The organism is Paractinoplanes rishiriensis, assembly GCF_016862375.1.
Taxonomy (GTDB): Bacteria; Actinomycetota; Actinomycetes; order Mycobacteriales; family Micromonosporaceae; genus Actinoplanes; species Actinoplanes rishiriensis.
This window is the reverse complement of record NZ_BOMV01000041.1, coordinates 43,316-59,331: the sequence shown is the minus strand read 5'-3', so window position 1 is coordinate 59,331 and position 16,016 is coordinate 43,316. Positions and strand designations below refer to the sequence as shown.

The following is a 16,016-nucleotide window of genomic DNA, read 5'->3' as shown; positions in this document are numbered from 1 at the left end:
TTCCTCCGCGCCGCCCGGGCCGGGTGCCTACGGGCCTGGTGCGGCGCCGGGCCAGGGTCCCGGGTTCACGCCGCCGCCGAACGCCGGCGGCTACGGGGTCTGGTCGACGCCTTCTGGACCGCTGCCGGATCAGGCGTACATGCCGCCGCCCGGCTACGGCTCTTCGCCGGATGCGGCCTCCGCGCCGACCGGGGCGAGTGCGGCCGCTTCCGCGGCGCCTTCGGCGGGATTGCCGGCCGCGGCGAGTGGTGAGGCTGCGTCGGGATCGCCTGCCGCGAGTGGCGGAGTGACGGATACCACTCCGGAGCCCTCCTCGGCGGCGTCCGCGCCTCCGGCGGGGGACGGGGTGACCGAGACCACACCCGCGTCCTCGTCGGCCGAGTCTGGTGGATCTACGGGCGTTCGCGGTGGGGTGCTGAACGAGGCCGGGGTCGCCGATGGTGCGGGGGCCGGGAGTCCAGCGTCCGGTTCTGACCGGGGTGACGGGGCGACGACCGGTGGGAGTTCGGCTGCCGATTCGGTCGGCGGCGGGTCGGCCGAATCGGGTGGGGGTGATGGCGATACGGCCGCAAAGAGCGGCGGTGGGACGGTTGCGGAGCGTGCTGAGGATGACTCCGGTGCGCGGCGACGGGAGGCGGGCGTTACCCGTTCGGATGACGAGTACTGGGCCCGGCCGGTCGAGTAGTGGTCACAGGCTGTCCCGTATCGACCTCGGTGGGTCACCCGAACGGGGTAGCTTTGTCATCCTGTGATGTCCCCCTATCGGCTGTCCGGTCGGTTGGCGGCCAACCGACCGGAGGGTGTTTTTCGCTGGATGGGTAAAGGTCAGATCACGCGATTCACAGGACCTTCCCAGCACCTCGACCGGGTGATCTGTCGCCGCTAGGCGGTGTGACGGCGGACATAAGGGCTTTGAGCTGCGTCGATGCCTGCCCGGGCGGGCGAAACCGTCTACCTTAACTGTTAAGTTTGTTTTCAGATTGAGTCAATGCAGTGCGTCAATAGTTCCCTTCCTTCCCGGCGGGGCGAAAGGTTCCGGTTTCGTTCCAGCCAGTACGCTCGATGCATGGAAGCACGGCACGACCTGCGTAAATTCATCACTGAATTGTCCGTCGCGGAGCGTGGTCCCGTGCTTTCATCGGGTCGTGAACTCCTGGCGCCTGCCGCCGAGGACTAGGAGATCGCGCAGCGTGGCGACATGACAGCGGCGAGGTGGTGTGGAGCGTCAGTGGATACGGACGGTCGGTCCGAAACGGATCGATGAATTGACAATGTGGGGCGGCTCACCCTGGGGGCGGGGATCGAGAGCCCGACACGCACGGGCAGCGACCAGACGGCGGCTGAGGCGTTGCAGGTGGCAGAGACCGAAGTCGGTCCCGCGGTAAAGGTTGTCCGGGACAGGGTCCCGCGATCAACCAACAAGGTGATCGATATCGGCCTTACGGCCTGAAAGTTAGCCGGTTCGTTCCTGCACACATGCAGGAGAATCGATGCAGTTGGTGGAAGGATGGAGATCGTGGGAACTGCGTTGGCGGAAATGACAATGCCTCAGATCTCGCCGCTTGCCGGCGAGCCTATTGAACGTGCCGACGCCGAGCGGCTCGCGGGAGTGCTGAAGGCACTCGCCGACCCGGCCCGGCTGCGGCTGCTGAGCCTCATCCAGTCTGCAACGGACGGCGAAGCGTGCGTCTGCGACCTGACGGCCCCTCTGGGCCTCTCGCAGCCGACCGTGAGCCACCACCTGCGCATTCTGACCGAGGCCGGCCTCCTGGAGCGGGAGAAGCGTGGCGTGTGGGCCTACTACCGCCTCGTTCCGACCGCCATCGCAACTATTGCCGACCTGCTGACTCCGCCCCGCAAGCGGGCCACCAAGAAGGCTCGCTGACCGTACGGGACAGCGCCTGGCGCCACCAATGGTTATGGGGGCGTGGCGCCAGGCCGAAGTCCCGCCTCCAGTCCACCCCCCGGACCCGAGGAGTAAACGGATGAACTACGTCCCCGGCGATCTGCGCGATCAGCTCGCGCACGTGGGCTACGACGTGGTCCAGGCGGGCCTCGTCGTCGGTTCGGGCGGCAACCTGTCCGCCCGCGTTCCCGACGAGGACGCCATCTGGGTGACCGCGAGCGGTTCCTGGCTCGACCGGCTCAGCCGGGGCAGCTTCGCGGCCGTACGGATATCAGATGGCTCGCCCGCGACGGTCGGCTCCGTGCCGCCGCCGCGCCTCGAGCCGACCAGCGAAGTAGCCCTGCACCTGGCGTTGTACCGGGCCCGCCCGGACGTCAACGCCGTCGTTCATCTGCATCCGCAGACCGCCCTGCTGCTTGACGCACTGGGCGAACACATTCGGATCGTCACCACCGACCACGCCTACTACCTGCGGCGGGTCTCCACGGTGCCGTTCCGGCATCCCGGCAGCACCGAGGTCGCGGCCCTTACCGCGGCGATGGCTGCCGACGGCACGGACTGCCTGGTGCTGAGCCACCACGGCTGTGTCGTGATGGGTGACTCGGTCGAGCTCGCCCACAAGAGGGCGCGCAACCTCGAAGAGGCAGCCCAGCTGACCTACCGCGCGCTCGCGGCGGGTCGCCTGGAAAACCTGCGCGACTGCCCGGAGCAGTTCCTGGACCGGCTTTCCGGTTCCGCCGCCGTCTCGATCTGACGGCGTCACCAGCACACCCGGACGAGACCGTCGTGTCGTGATCATGCTGATTTGCGGCGCGGGAGCGGTAGAAATCCACTGTGTCGGGTGTTAAAGGCTTGTGAACCGTTAAGTGCACACCAGACAAGGCCAAAACCGGACATCGGCATAGAACTGGCCGCGTCCCCGTCCGAGCGGGGGCGCGGCCAGTTTCGGCTGAGCCGGTGGAGGGCCGCTGCGTCAGCGGCGGTGCGAGCGCGGCTTGTGCGGGTGGCCGTCCTCGTCGTCGTGGTGGTGGTGGGCGGCCTCGACCAGGCCGGCGATGCTGGCAGCGGCGACCACGCCGACCGCGGCCGCGGCGTCCAGCTCGTCGGACTTGACCTTCTTCTTCTTCTTGAGGCGGCGCTCGCGGACGATCTCGACGAGGATCGGCAGCACCGAGATCAGGATGATCAGGGCCACCACCGGCAGGATGTACCGGTCGATCTTGTCGCCGATGGCGTCGTAGATCTGCTGGGCCAGCACGTGCCCGATGATCAGGATGCCGTCGCACCAGAGGATGGCGCCGACCACGTTCCACAGGAAGAACTTCTTGGCGGGCATGCCCAGCGTGCCGGCCACCGGGTTGAGGAACGTGCGGACGATCGGGATGAACCGGGCCAGCACGACGGCCTTGGCCGGGCCGAACTTCTCGAAGTAGTACTCCGCCTTTTCGACGTACTCCTTCTTGAAAAGCTTTGACTCGGGTTTGTCGAACATCCGCCGGCCGTAGCGGGCACCCAGCCAGTGCCCGAGCTGTGCACCCACGATGGCGGCCAGCGGCGCGCCGATCAGCAGGCCCACGTACGACAGGCGGGTGCCCTCGCCGAAGACCGAGTCGGCCACCGGCGAGGAAGCGATGCCGGCCAGGAACAGCAGTGAGTCGCCCGGGAAGAAGAAGCCGACCAGCAGGCCGGTTTCGGCGAACATGATCGCCCAGATACCGATCAGGCCGAAGGTCTGGATCAGTTCCGTCGGGTCCATGGGATTGAGGGCGAGCTGCTCGGTCAGCGCACGGATGTCCACGAGGAGCCAGGGTACCGGCCTCCTGGTAGCCGGTCCCTGAGTAGATCCTGTGGAATTTCAGTACGACAGGTTGTCCGAATCCGACATTGGTACTACGTGGGTCATAGACGCGGGTCGACCGGTTCCGACTCGGCCGCCAGGATGGCGAAGACCAGCTCGTGGACGCGCCACACCGGCGCACCCTCGGCCAGCCGGTCCAGGGCGGCCAGGCCCAGGCCGTGCTCGCGCAGTGCCAGGTTGCGCTTACGGCCGAGATTGCGTCGGCGGAGACCGGCGAGCTGCTCGGGGCGGGTGTACTCGGGACCGTAAATGATCCGCAGGTACTCCCGGCCGCGGCACTTCACGCCCGGCTGGACGAGGCGGCCCTTACCCTCGGTGACGGCCAGTCCACCGTACGGCTTGACCACCATGCCCTCGCCGCCCGCGCCGGTGAGCGTGAGCCACCACTCGGTGGCGGCCGACTCGGCCGCGGGATCACCGAGGTCGACCACCATGCGGCGGGTCGGGGTGAAGAACTCCGGGTCTGCCGCGACCAGGCGGTCCGCCTGCGCCAGGTGCCAGCCATGATCCTTTCGGGTGTACGAGGCGCCGGCGCCGGCCAGGAGCGCGAACGGCGCGAGCGTCACCCCGGCGAGGCCGTCGGTGGGTTTCACGTACGCGCGATAGGCGGCCGTGTATCCGTCGATCTCCGCGGTGCGCAGCTGGATCCGGTCGCGCAACGCGGCCACGTCCAGCCCACGGGCGGCCACCCGGTCGAGCACCCCGAGGGCGGCGGGCAGCGCGTGCCGGCCGGCCGCGCCGATCCCGGCGTAGCGCTCCCGGATCAGCCCGCCGGCCTTGGCCGACCAGGGCAACAGCTCGGCGTCGACCAGCAGCCAGTCGGTCGCCAGCTCGGCGAACAGCGGGGTGGCCGCGGCACGCACCCGGGCGAGCAGCGGCTCATCCAGCTCGGGGCCGAAGAACGGCCGGCCGGTGCGGGTCCAGATCGCGTCGCCGGCACCGGTCCGCGAGACCCGGACCACGGCGCGCGAGCCCATGTGCTTCTCCTCGCACACCACCCGGTCGACGCCGGCGGCGCGCAGGTCGGCGAAGGCCGAGGACGGGTGCTCCAGGTAGTCGTCGAGGGTCGAGGTCGTGCAAGGCGCCATCGTCGGCGGCAGCCAGACCAGCGTGGCCGGGTCCAGCGCGAACCGGCTCATCACCTCCAGGGCCGCGGCCGCGTTCTCGGCGGCGACGGTCGTCCGCCCGTACCCGTAATCGAGGTGCCGGCGACCGGTGACGTCGGTCAGGTCGAGACCGTCGTCCGGCCGGGTTGCGGCGACGAGTGGCCGCACCGGGGCGTAGTACTCCTTGGCGGCCGGCACCGCCACCAGCTCGCGCGACGGCCAGCGCAGCGCGGTCAGCTCGCCGCCGAAGACGCAACCGGTGTCGAGGCAGATGGTGTTGTTGATCCACTCGGGCTTCGGGGTGGGGGTGTGGCCGTAGACGACCGCCGCCGAACCGCGGTAGTCGCGCGCCCACGGGTAGCGCACCGGCAGGCCGTACTCATCGGTCTCGCCGGTCGTCTCCCCATACAGCGCAAAGCTGCGCACCCGCCCGGACGCCCGGCCCTGGTAGGCCTCCTTGAGGCCGGCGTGCGCCACCACGAGCTTGCCGTCGTCCAGCACGTAGTGGCTGACCAGGCCCTCGATGAAGGTCTTGACCTCGGCGGTGAACTCGTCGGGCTCGCGGGCCAGCTGCTCGAGCGTCTCCGGCAGGCCGTGCGTGAGCTGCACGTTGCGGCCGTTGAGCTTGCGGGCCAGCTTCTGCTCGTGGTTGCCCGGCACGCACAGCGCGGTGCCGGCCGCCACCATGCCCATCACCAGGCGCAGGACGCCCGGCGCGTCCGGACCCCGGTCGACCAGGTCACCCACGAAGACCGCGGTACGGCCGTGCGGGTGTACGGCGTTGACCGCGTGCCCGGCCTCGTCGAGCACCACCTCGTAGCCGAGCTTGCCGAGCAGCGCCACCAGTTCTACCCGGCAGCCGTGCACGTCGCCGACGATGTCGAACGGGCCGGTCAGCTCGCGCTTGTCGTTGAACAGCTTCTCGTACCGGATCTCGGCAGCCGCGATCTCGTCGGGACCGCGCAGCACGTGCACCTTGCGGAACCCCTCCCGGGCCAGCGACCCGAGCGAACGTCGCAGGTCACGGTGCATGCGGCTGATCACCTGACGGCCGAACGTGCGGTCCGGCCGGGATTCGGTGCGTTCCCAGGCGAGCGCCTCCGGCACGTCCAGGACGATCGCCACCGGCAGCACGTCGTGCTCGCGGGCCACCTTGACCAGGCCGGCCCGGGCGTGCGGCAGCAGGTTGGTGGCGTCGACCACGGTGAGCCGCCCGGCCGCCAGCCGCTTGCCGGCCACGTAGTGCAGCACCTCGAACGCGTCGCCCGAGGCGGACTGGTCGTTCTCGTCGTCGGCCACCAGGCCCCGGAAGTAGTCGGAGGACAGCACCTGGGTGGGCTTGAAATGCGTACCGGCGAAGGTCGACTTGCCGGATCCGGAGATGCCGACCAGCGCGACGAGCGAGAGCTCCGGGATGTCGATCATGCGGTCACCTCCGTACTCGTGAAGATTGCCAGCTGGGTGGGTGGGCCGGTGGTCTCGTGCTCCTCGCCGACCGGCCGGAACGTCACCGCGTAGCCGTACCGGTCCGCGGTGCGCCGGGCCCAGTCCTCGAACTCGGCTCGGGTCCACTCGAAGCGGTGGTCCGAGTGCCGCATCCCGCTCAGGCCCTCGTAGTGCACGTTGTATTCGGCGTTCGGGGTGGTCACGACGACCGCCCTGGGCCGGGCGTGCCCGAACACCGTCGCCTCCAGCGCGGGCAGCCGCGGCGGGTCGACGTGCTCGATGACCTCCATGAGGACGGCCGCGTCGTAGCCGCGCAGCCGGTCGTCACGGTAGGTGAGCGCCGACTGGTACAGCTTGATCCGGTCGCGCTGCCGCTCGGGCAGCCGGTCAAGGCGCACCCGGCGGCTCGCCTGGTCGAGGGCCCGGGACGACACGTCGCAGCCGACGATCTCGGTGAAGCGGCGGTCCTTGGCCAGGGCGGCGAGCAGAGCGCCGCCGCCGCAGCCCAGGTCGAGCACGCGGGCCGCGTCCACCTCGGCGAGCGCGGCCAGCACCGCGTCCCGGCGCTGCTCGGCCAGCGAGACCTTGCGGGCGACCGGCAGTTCCGCCTCCTCCTCGGCCGGCGGCTCGTCGACCTCGAGCCGGCTCAGCGCCGAATCGGCCAGGTGCTTGCGGTGCGCGAGGTAGCGGCGCGCGACCAGCACCTTCTCGGGATGGTTGGCGAGCCAGCCCGCACCCGAGCGGAGCAGCTTGTCGATCTCGTCGGGCGCGACCCAGTAGTGCTTGGCGTCGTCGAGGACCGGCAGCAGCACATACAGGTGGTTGAGCGCGTCGGCGAGCCGGGCGGTGCCGGCCAGCCGCAGGTCGACGTACCGGCTGTCGCCGCCGATCTCCGGCTCCAGCGGGATCGGCGTGGCGGTGACGTCCCAGCCCAACGGGCCGAACAGCCGGGCGGCCAGATCGGTGGTGCCGCGCAGCACCGGCACCCGGATCTCCAGCGGGATGCTCTCGGCGGCGAGTTCCGGCCGGTCCTTGGAGGCGCCGCGCATGGCGCTGCGGAAGGTCTTGGCCAGTGCCGCGGCGAGCAGGCTGGAGGCCGCGTACGGGCGGTCGTTGACGTACTGACCGAGTTCGAAGGTGTCCCGCTGGCTGCGCAGTCGCTGCGGATCGACGTCGAGCAGCAGTGCCGCCGTGCACCGTTCGTCGGTCGCCTCGGGATAGAGCACGTACGCGGTGCCGGTGGGCACGTCGAACGAGTGCACCCGGTCGGGGTGCTTGACCAGCAGGTAGCCGAGGTCGGTGGCCGGGCGGCGGGTGGTCGTCAGGGTCAGCAGCACAACCTAGATGATCCGGCGTGCCGGGCCGCCCGGCGACAGATTTGTCATCGGTAGTCGTCGTCGAGTTCGACCACCCGGTGCTGTTCCTGCGCGTCCCAGACCGGCGTCTCGTCGGCCAGCGTGGTCGACCTCTCCTCGAGGCCGTCGTCCTCCAGCCGGGCGCTGGCGGCCTGCTCGGCGGCGTCCGCCTCGGGCGTTTCCAGATCGATGTTTTCGGGATACGTCATCTCGCGGTCCCCTTCCGGTGGCGTCCAGGCCCCGTTCCCCGCACAGCATGCGCGCAAACCGGGCGCCGGTGACGGCGTACCGCGATAAGCCCGATGGCGATCATCGCGAGGCCGACCGCCGCGGTGCCGGCCGCCTGGGAACCGGTGACCGGCAGGCCGCCGCCGGAGCCGCCGCCGTCCGCCCGGGTCACCACGATGTCGGCGAGGTTGTTGGCCGAGTCGGCGGCCTCGGCACCGGCCTGGCCGGTCAGGGTGTCGGCGACCGCGGCCTGCCCGGCCCGCCCGGGGCCGGCCTGCACCTGAAGGGCGAAGTCGAAGGTGTCGCCGTAGCCCGGCTCCATCGTCTCGGTGGCGTAACAGACGAAGGTCTCGCCGTTCTGTTCGCACCGGTCGTCGGCACTCCTGACTTCGACGTTGGACGGCAGGACGACCTGGGTGTGCACCTGGTTGTTGGGGTAGAGGTCGGGATACAGCGTGCCCGGGCCGACGTTCCGGGCGCCGACCTGGATCGTCGCGCTCCCGCTCGGGTCCGAGGTGACCTGTGCGCCGATCGCCGCGAAGTCCGGGGCGTCGGTGCCGGTCACGGTCAGCGTGATGGTGCCGGTGTCGTTCTCGGGCTCGATGTCCGACTCCGGATCGGCCTGGGCGCCGGCCGCCTCGGTGAGGGTGAGCGGTGGGTCGACGCCGGGCACGTCGAGGAAGTCCTCGGGCAGACCCGGCGCGAAGTCCTCCCACTCGGTCTTCGTCATCCACTGCACGACGACCTGGGCCTGGCTGCCGGGCACCGAGTCGGCCGGCGGGCGCAGCCGGAGCGGCTGGTCGAGGACCCGGCCGCCGCCGGCCGGCACCACGTCGTCGAAGACACACGCCATCCGGCCGTCGCCGTAGCGGCAGTTGGAATAGGACGTGTCGAGCAGCAGCCGGGCATCGGAGGCCACGTACATGACCACGCCGTTGACATCGGCCGAACCGGCGTTGCGCACCGCCGGGCTGGTGTTCGCCGCCTCGCCGGCCACGGTCGAGACCTCGAGGTCCTCGGCGGCGGCGACGTCCACGGCGACCCCGACCCGGACCGTGGATTCGGTGGTGGTGGCTTCGCCGCCGTCGATCCGGGTGGTGATCGCTACCTTGCCCTCGGCCCCGGCGACGGCACCGTCCTTGGGCTCGGCCATCAGGAGCCCGAACGCCGAAATGGTGTCCGGCCGATAGATCGTCTCGTCCCAGGCGCAGGTGAAGGTGGTGTCTGTGCGCTGGCATGGCCCTGGTGATTCCGCTGGGGATCCGGCGAGCGAACCGATGGTGTTGAACTCGGAACTGACCACCAGCCCCATGTTGAACTCGGCAAATCCGGCGATGTCCGTGAAGTCGACGGTCATCGTGAAGCTGTGCTCGGACAGCGTGGCGTCGGTGGCCCGCAGCCACATCATGGTGATCTTCTCAGGACCGTCCGGTGCGAGCGTGAGGCCACCGACATGCGCCTCGACGGTGGGGGTGGCAGGCGCCGCGGCGGCCGCGCCGGCCGGGAGCGTGAACAGGAGTGCAGCAGCCAGAAGGCGCAGGATCGACCCCATAGGGTCTGAGCCTAGATTGCGAGGTATGCGGGATGTGCCGGGTTCTCGTTCCGAGTTCCGGGGTGATTTCCCATCGTCCGGACGCCTGCGGAATACTGCCTGCTGGAGGACAGCGCGGTCCTGCCCTCTGTCTCCCAGTACGCAATGAGCAAGGAGCGCACCCGATGCCTATCGCTTCTCCCGAGGTCTACGCCGAGATGATCGACCGCGCCAAGGCCGGCGCGTTCGCCTATCCGGCGATCAATGTGACGTCCTCGCAGACCCTCAACGCGGCCCTGCAGGGCTTCACCGAGGCCGGCAGCGACGGCATCATCCAGATCTCCACCGGCGGCGCCGAGTACGTCTCCGGCCCGACGGTGAAGGACATGGTCGCCGGCTCCGTGGCGCTCGCCGAGTTCGCGCACGTGGTCGCCAAGAACTACCCGATCAACGTGGCGCTGCACACCGACCACTGCCCCAAGGACAAGCTCGACAAGTTCGTCCGGCCCCTGGTGGCGATCTCCAAGGAGCGGGTCGGCCGCGGTCAGGCCCCGCTGTTCCAGTCGCACATGTGGGACGGCTCGGCCGTGCCGCTCGACGAGAACCTGCAGATCGCCGAGGAACTGCTCCGCGACACCGCGGCCGCGCACATCATCCTCGAGATCGAGGTCGGCGTCGTGGGCGGCGAGGAGGACGGCGTCTCCGCCGCGATCGACGACAAGCTGTACTCGACCGTCGAGGACGGCCTGGCCACCGCCGCGGCCCTCGGCCTGGGCGAGAAGGGCCGCTACCTGACCGCGCTGACCTTCGGCAACGTGCACGGCGTCTACAAGCCGGGCAACGTCAAGCTGCGCCCCGAGATCCTCAAGGAGATCCAGGACGCGATCGGCGCGAAGTACGGCAAGGAGAAGCCGCTCGACCTGGTCTTCCACGGCGGCTCCGGCTCGCTGCTGTCGGAGATCCACGGCGCGCTGGACTACGGCGTGGTCAAGATGAACATCGACACCGACACGCAGTACGCGTTCACCCGGCCGGTGGCCGACCACATGCTCCGCAACTACGAGGGCGTGCTCAAGGTGGACGGCGAGGTCGGCAACAAGAAGCAGTACGACCCGCGCGCCTGGGGCAAGCTGGCCGAGAACGGTCTGGCCAAGCGGGTCGTCGAGGCCTGCGAGAACCTCCGCTCGGTGGGCACCACCCTCTCGAAGTAATTGTTCGGTGACTGCCGGTCCCCGAACAGGGGACCGGCGCCATCCAACCACCCCGCCCACCACCCGAAAGCGGACTAAAGGCCCACTTCGTGTTGCAGGGTTACTGAGAGGTATGTATACGATCGATCGTCCTCCGGAAAACGGAGGATCATGACATTGCTGGGTATCGAGGGCTATGCACCGGCGTGGCACCACGACGCCGAGGCTCTTGCAGCGGTCCACCGCACCAAGTTTGTGCGGCTCATCGGCCGTAAGCTGCGGTCCGGCTGGCTGATGTGGGACATGGCCGAACGAGGCTGGTTCGCCGACGGGCCGGTGGTTCTCGACTTTGGGGTCACGCGCGTCGAAATAACACACCGTAAATTCGACGAGTGCGCGATCACCTGGGACGAGATCGACATGTCGGTGCCGATCGACTGGTACGAGCACTTCGACTGGCGGCCCGACCCGCACGCGGCGCTGCGCCGGGCCCGCGGCCAGATCCTGAAGGCCGTCAACGTCATCGAGCTGGTCACCCGAGCGGACTGGCGGCCGCGCGTCCTGCACGCGGTCGAGTTCCTGTTCGACGGGTCCCGGCTGGCCGTCTACAACGCCATGGACGAGAACGGCCTCACCGATCTACCGGAGAGGGACCTGCCGGTGACGCACTGGCGCCGCGTCCACATTGCCTGACTCATACGGGCCTGACTCATCGGGCCAACGCGGTGAGGGCGACGTCGATCGAGTCGGTGACCACCACGAGGTGGGACTGATCGCCTTGCGGTGACCGGGCCAGCAACGGCCGCAGCAGCGCCTCCACCGGCAACTGCCGCCAGTGGTCGACGCCGAGGAAGACGAACGGCCCGGACGGCCCGTCGGTCTGGTAGAAGGTCTTCGTCGCGGCCTGGAAGATCTCCTGCACGGTGCCGGCCCAGCCGGGCGCGAACACGATGCCGCCCCGGGCCAGCCGCAGGATCGAGTCCTCCCGGACGGCGTTCGAGAAGTACTTGCCGATCTGGCCGGCGAACAGGTTGGCCGGCTCGTGCCCGTACAGCCAGGTGGGCAGAGCCAGGCCGCCGTGCCGCAGCCGGCCCACCACGTCGGACACCGCGGTGGCCGGGGCCGGATAGGCCGCGCGCACCGCCAGCGCGGCCGCCGTGAACGGCTCGTGATCGGCGAAGTGCGGTGCCGCCGCCAGCCGGTCGATCGCCGTGACCAGCTGCGAGGCCGGCCGGTCGTTGAAGTACGCGCCCAGGTTGGCCGCCTCCATCACGCCCGGCCCGCCGCCGGTGACCACCAGCCGGCCCACTGAGGCGAGCCGCCAGGCCAGCATGGCCGCGATGCGGTAGGCCGAGGAGCCGCGCGGCACCGCGTGGCCGCCCATGATCCCGACCGCGGCCTTGACGTCGCGGCCGCACACCCAGGCGGCCAGCGCCTTGCCTAGCGCGTTGTCGATGCCGGCGTCGTGCAGCCGCTGGGACAGCGCCTCGCGGATGTCCGGCGACGCCCCACCGTGCTCCAGGAAATGCTGGTAGACCAGGGTGTCGTACATCCCCGCGAAGCCGTCCTCGGCGAACCCGAAGGACAGGTCCTCCGGGGTGTACAGAGTGGCCGGATGGGTCGGGTACGGCCGGGCCTCGAACGGCGGCACCAGGTGCGCACCGCGCCGGATCAGGTCGATCTCCACGGTTTCGCCGGCCAGCCGGCAGCCGACGAACAGCGCGCCGGACACGTCGACCCCGGAGAAGTCGGGTGGGTCCAGGTCGAGGCGCAGGCCCAGCACCACGAGACCGGCCAGCGACCGCCGGGCCAGGTGGATCTCGAACTCGGCCCGGGACTCCACCTCCAACGCGGTGGAGTCGAACGGGATCTCCCCGCCGAGGACGGGCAGCAGCGGATCACCGGACATGCCACGTAGGGTAACGACCGTGCAAAATGCCGCGGGATCGCTCTACGGGCTGGCGTACGGGGACGCGCTCGGCAAACCGACCGAGTTCGAGGATTACGCGGCAATTGTCGCCCGATACGGCCCGGCCGGTCCGACCGAACTGACCGGCGATCCGGCCCTGGTCACCGACGACACCCAGATGGCGCTCGCGGTCGGCGAGTCGCTGCTGGCCGCACCCGAGATCAGCCCGGACGTCCTCGAACCGCTGCTCCGGGAGGCGTTCCTGGCTTGGGCGCAGAGCCCGGACAACAACCGCGCGCCCGGGATGACCTGCCTGCGGGCCTGCGGGGCGCTGGCCGAGGGCGGACCCTGGCAGCGGGCCACCCAGGCCTCCTCCAAGGGGTGCGGCGCCAACATGCGGGTCACGCCGGTCGGCCTGATCCCGGGGCTGACCGACGACCAGCGGTCCGGGGCGGCCCAGTTGCAGGCGGCGCTCACTCACGGCCATCCCACCGGCTTGGCGGCGAGCGAGCTCACGGCGTACGCCTGCTGGTTTCTCCGCGGTGGCCTGGCGCCGGACGATCTGCTGGCCACGCTGCGGGATCGCTGCGATCAGCAGCGCACCATCTACCGGTCCGACTGGCTCGGTGACCTCTGGCAGCAACCTGGGATGGATTCGCCGGAGGGCTTCATCGCGCGCGGCTGGGACGAATGTGCGGCGGCCCTCGACCGGGTGTCGGCGGCGCTCGCCAAGGGTGACTTCGCGGGCGACCCGTGCCTGGCCACCGGCGCCGGCTGGATCGCCGAGGAGGCGCTGGCCACCGCGCTCTACTGCTACCTGATCTCGCCGGACGAGCCGGTCGCGGTGCTCGGCCGCGGCGCCGCGTCGTCCGGCGACTCGGATTCCATCGCGTGCCTGGCCGGCGCCTTCGCGGGTGCGGCTCGCGGACTCGCCGCCTGGCCGGCGGCCTGGCAACACCGGATCGAGTACGCCGACCGGCTGGCCCGCCTCGCCGCGGCGTGGGACTGATAACCCCGCCAGGAATTCATCCTGGTGCGACCGGTTGAATGAGGTTATGCAGAATCTGATGCCCGAGCCACCGGCCACCCTGCTGCCCGCCGACGCTGCGGCCGACAAGGAACTGGCTGCGGCCGGCACCGAGGCCGAGTTCAAGGCCGTCGCGGCGGCGCACCCGGCCTACAGCGCCGCGTGGGCCGCCCTGGCCAGTGCCGCGCTGGCCGCCGGCGAGCCGGTCACCGCGTATGCGTACGCCCGCACCGGATATCACCGCGGCCTCGACGCGCTGCGCCGCAACGGCTGGAAGGGGCACGGTCCGGTGCCCTGGTCGCACCCCGCCAACCAGGGCTTCCTGCGCTGCCTGCACAGCCTCTCGCAGGCTGCCGCCGAGATCGGCGAGGCGGACGAGGCGGCCCGCTGTGCCCAGTTCCTGCGGGACAGCGACCCGGCTGCCGCCGACGCCCTGTCCTGATCGTACTGTCCTGATCGTGCTGGCCGGCCGGGGGCGCGCTACAGGCCCTCGGCCACCGCGGCCGCGATCTTCAGCCAGGCGTCCTTCGTGTTGCTGGAGAGCTGGCCGTAGCGGAGCGGCTCGCCGGAGTCGATGAGCTTCTCGTACGGTGCCAGCAGGACGGCTCGGGTGCGGGCCGCGAAGTGGCGCTGGATCGCGGGGAGGTCGATGTCCTTGCGGGTCGGCGGCATCGAGACCACGCTGATCGCCTGGCGTACCAGCCGCTGGCGGCCGCTCTGCTCGAGGTGATCGAGCATCCGGGCGGCGGTCTCGGCCGAGTCGTTACGGGCCGACATGGTGATCACCAGCTGGTCCGTGGCGTCGATGGCCGCCTGCCAGTTCTGGGCGCGCACGTTGTTGCCGGTGTCCACGAAGATCAGCTTGTAGAACCGGCTGACGATCTCACGGATCTCGGCGAACGCGCTCGAGGTGAGCATCTCGCCGGCCGTGGCCGACTCGTCCGAGGCGAGCACGTCGAACATGCCCTCGCCCTGGGCCCGCACGTACTGCGACAGGTCGCCGACCCGGCCCTGTGAACCGCGGAACAGCTGCAGGTCGCGCATCATGTCGCGGACCGTGCGGGCGTGGAAGTCCTGCTGCGCCCGCATGCCGAGGGTGCCCTGGGTCTCGTTGTTGTCCCAGGCCAGCACGTAACCGCCGCGCTTCTGGCCGAACGTCATGGCGAGCAGCAGCACGGCCACGGTCTTGCCGGCACCGCCCTTGGGGTTGACCACGGTCACCTGGCGCAGCCCGCCGAAGTTGCGGCGGACCATCTCGACGTCCTGCTTGTATTCCTGCTCGCGCCGGCCCGGCGCCATCTTGACCAGGCCCATCGTGCCCTTGCGCAGGATCGCCCGGGGCCCCTGGGTGGCGACCGGATCGGCCGGCTTGGCCATCCGGCGCCGGGCGAACTCCTCGGCGGTCGGCGTGTTGCCGTCGGACACCCACGGCAGATCCTGGAACGGATCGGCCGGCGGCGGTGGTCCGGCTTGCTGCGGAGGTTGCGGCATTTGCTGGTACGGCGGAAGCGCGCGCGGGTCGACCGTGGGCGGGTACGGGCCGTTGCGCGGCGGACCGGGCTGCGGCTGCACGGGCTGCGGCGGCATGGGCTGCGGCGGCATGGGCTGCGGCGGCACGGACTGCTGATAATGCGGCGGGACCGGACCCGGAGGAGGGAGCGGGCCGGGCCGGTAGATCGCGGCGTTCGACGGGTCGGACGCAGGCCCCGGCTGCTGCGGCGGCGGGGGAGGCGGCGGCTGCTGGTCGGGCCGGACGATGCCGGGCACGGACGCCGAGCCGGTGGCGCGGGCCGGTTCCGGTGCCGCCGGCTCGGGCCGCTGCGGCGGATGTGACCAGGGCGTATCCGGAGTGGAGGGCGGCGTGCCGGCGCCGGAGGTGGGCGCGGCCGAGATGGGCTCAGCAGCCGCCGGAGAGCCGGAAACCGGCACGGTCGGACCGGTCCGCTGCTGGCCGGTCTGCTTGGGGCCGGTCTGCGCTGGGCCGGTCTGCTCGGGGCCGGTGGCGTCGGTCGAGGGCTCGTGCGCTGCGGTGGCCGGCGGCTCGAGGTTGGGCCAGGCCTGCGTCGGCGGCGGCGGCGAAGGCTGCTGCGGCGGGACCGGGGGCCGCTGGTGGGGCACGGTGGGCGGCAGTGGGATCGGCACCTGCGTCGTGGCGGGCCGCGGCGGGACCGGCACCTGCGTCGTGGCGGGCGGCGGCGCCGGCACCGGAATCTGGGCCGGTCGATCCGGACGGTAGACCCCCGGCGGCCCGGGAGGCGGCCCCGGCGGCGGTCCCGGCAGTGGCACGGCCGGTGGCGCCTCGTGCGGTACGGGCCGGCCACCGTGCACGGGAGCCTCCAGCTCCTCCTGCGCCCAGAACGGCTCCACGTCCCGATCCGGGGGCGTGGGATTCGTCCCCGGTACGTAGACGCGGTCGGCGTTCTCGTCCTCCACGGAAGCGTCCTCCCCGTAACACCTCGT

At 70.6% G+C, this 16,016-nt stretch carries 14 protein-coding genes; 7 read left to right on the top strand and 7 right to left on the bottom strand.

All coding sequences use genetic code 11. The features are described from left to right. The 3 genes from Ari01nite_RS18880 to Ari01nite_RS18870 all read left to right on the top strand — a co-directional run. The coding region (locus tag Ari01nite_RS18880; protein ID WP_203782576.1) for a hypothetical protein at nucleotides 1–252 on the top strand (252 nt) is incomplete at its 5' end. A gap of 1,255 nt (nucleotides 253–1,507) precedes the next feature. Continuing rightward, on the top strand, nucleotides 1,508–1,885 hold the full coding sequence (locus Ari01nite_RS18875; protein ID WP_014440216.1) for an ArsR/SmtB family transcription factor: 378 nt from the start codon (nucleotides 1,508–1,510) through the stop codon (nucleotides 1,883–1,885). A 100-nt stretch (nucleotides 1,886–1,985) separates the two neighbouring features. Then, the gene (locus Ari01nite_RS18870; protein ID WP_203782575.1) at nucleotides 1,986–2,660 is read left to right on the top strand and encodes a class II aldolase/adducin family protein; all 675 of its coding nucleotides are present in this window, start codon (nucleotides 1,986–1,988) and stop codon (nucleotides 2,658–2,660) included. A gap of 219 nt (nucleotides 2,661–2,879) precedes the next feature. On the opposite strand, the gene Ari01nite_RS18865 is transcribed toward Ari01nite_RS18870, so the two are convergent. The 5 genes from Ari01nite_RS18865 to Ari01nite_RS18845 form a co-directional block, all read right to left on the bottom strand. Beyond that, complete coding sequence (locus Ari01nite_RS18865) at nucleotides 2,880–3,704, bottom strand: DedA family protein (protein ID WP_239162842.1); 825 nt, start codon at nucleotides 3,702–3,704, stop codon at nucleotides 2,880–2,882. A 101-nt stretch (nucleotides 3,705–3,805) separates the two neighbouring features. Next, complete coding sequence (locus Ari01nite_RS18860) at nucleotides 3,806–6,295, bottom strand: polynucleotide kinase-phosphatase (protein WP_203782574.1); 2,490 nt, start codon at nucleotides 6,293–6,295, stop codon at nucleotides 3,806–3,808. Next, a complete protein-coding gene (locus tag Ari01nite_RS18855) occupies nucleotides 6,292–7,653 on the bottom strand; it encodes a 3' terminal RNA ribose 2'-O-methyltransferase Hen1 (protein WP_203782573.1) in 1,362 nt (453 codons plus the stop codon). Before Ari01nite_RS18855 ends, Ari01nite_RS18860 begins: the two co-directional genes overlap by 4 nt. 44 nt (nucleotides 7,654–7,697) lie before the next feature. Further along, a complete protein-coding gene (locus Ari01nite_RS18850; RefSeq protein WP_203782572.1) occupies nucleotides 7,698–7,880 on the bottom strand; it encodes a hypothetical protein in 183 nt (60 codons plus the stop codon). Continuing rightward, on the bottom strand, nucleotides 7,877–9,451 hold the full coding sequence (locus Ari01nite_RS18845; RefSeq protein WP_203782571.1) for an LPXTG cell wall anchor domain-containing protein: 1,575 nt from the start codon (nucleotides 9,449–9,451) through the stop codon (nucleotides 7,877–7,879). The genes Ari01nite_RS18850 and Ari01nite_RS18845 overlap by 4 nt, the downstream gene beginning before the upstream one ends. A gap of 164 nt (nucleotides 9,452–9,615) precedes the next feature. Here Ari01nite_RS18845 and fbaA point away from each other — a divergent pair, with 164 nt between their 5' ends. Further along, complete coding sequence (fbaA, locus tag Ari01nite_RS18840; protein ID WP_203782570.1) at nucleotides 9,616–10,641, top strand: class II fructose-bisphosphate aldolase; 1,026 nt, start codon at nucleotides 9,616–9,618, stop codon at nucleotides 10,639–10,641. Between the two features lie 150 nt (nucleotides 10,642–10,791). Then, the gene (locus Ari01nite_RS18835) at nucleotides 10,792–11,313 is read left to right on the top strand and encodes a hypothetical protein (RefSeq protein WP_203782569.1); all 522 of its coding nucleotides are present in this window, start codon (nucleotides 10,792–10,794) and stop codon (nucleotides 11,311–11,313) included. Nucleotides 11,314–11,329: 16 nt separating this feature from the next. On the opposite strand, the gene Ari01nite_RS18830 is transcribed toward Ari01nite_RS18835, so the two are convergent. Then, the gene (locus tag Ari01nite_RS18830) at nucleotides 11,330–12,529 is read right to left on the bottom strand and encodes an LOG family protein (RefSeq protein WP_203782568.1); all 1,200 of its coding nucleotides are present in this window, start codon (nucleotides 12,527–12,529) and stop codon (nucleotides 11,330–11,332) included. Here Ari01nite_RS18830 and Ari01nite_RS18825 point away from each other — a divergent pair. After that, entirely contained in the window at nucleotides 12,528–13,538 is a 1,011-nt protein-coding gene (locus Ari01nite_RS18825; RefSeq protein ID WP_203782567.1) for an ADP-ribosylglycohydrolase family protein, read from the top strand. The genes Ari01nite_RS18830 and Ari01nite_RS18825 overlap by 2 nt on opposite strands. 46 nt (nucleotides 13,539–13,584) lie before the next feature. Then, complete coding sequence (locus tag Ari01nite_RS18820) at nucleotides 13,585–13,998, top strand: DUF3151 domain-containing protein (RefSeq protein WP_203782566.1); 414 nt, start codon at nucleotides 13,585–13,587, stop codon at nucleotides 13,996–13,998. Nucleotides 13,999–14,036: 38 nt separating this feature from the next. On the opposite strand, the gene Ari01nite_RS18815 is transcribed toward Ari01nite_RS18820, so the two are convergent. Beyond that, nucleotides 14,037–15,989 carry a MinD/ParA family ATP-binding protein gene (locus Ari01nite_RS18815; RefSeq protein WP_203782565.1) on the bottom strand — a complete coding sequence of 651 codons (1,953 nt, stop codon included), beginning with the start codon at nucleotides 15,987–15,989 and terminating at the stop codon, nucleotides 14,037–14,039. Nucleotides 15,990–16,016: the final 27 nt, after the last annotated feature.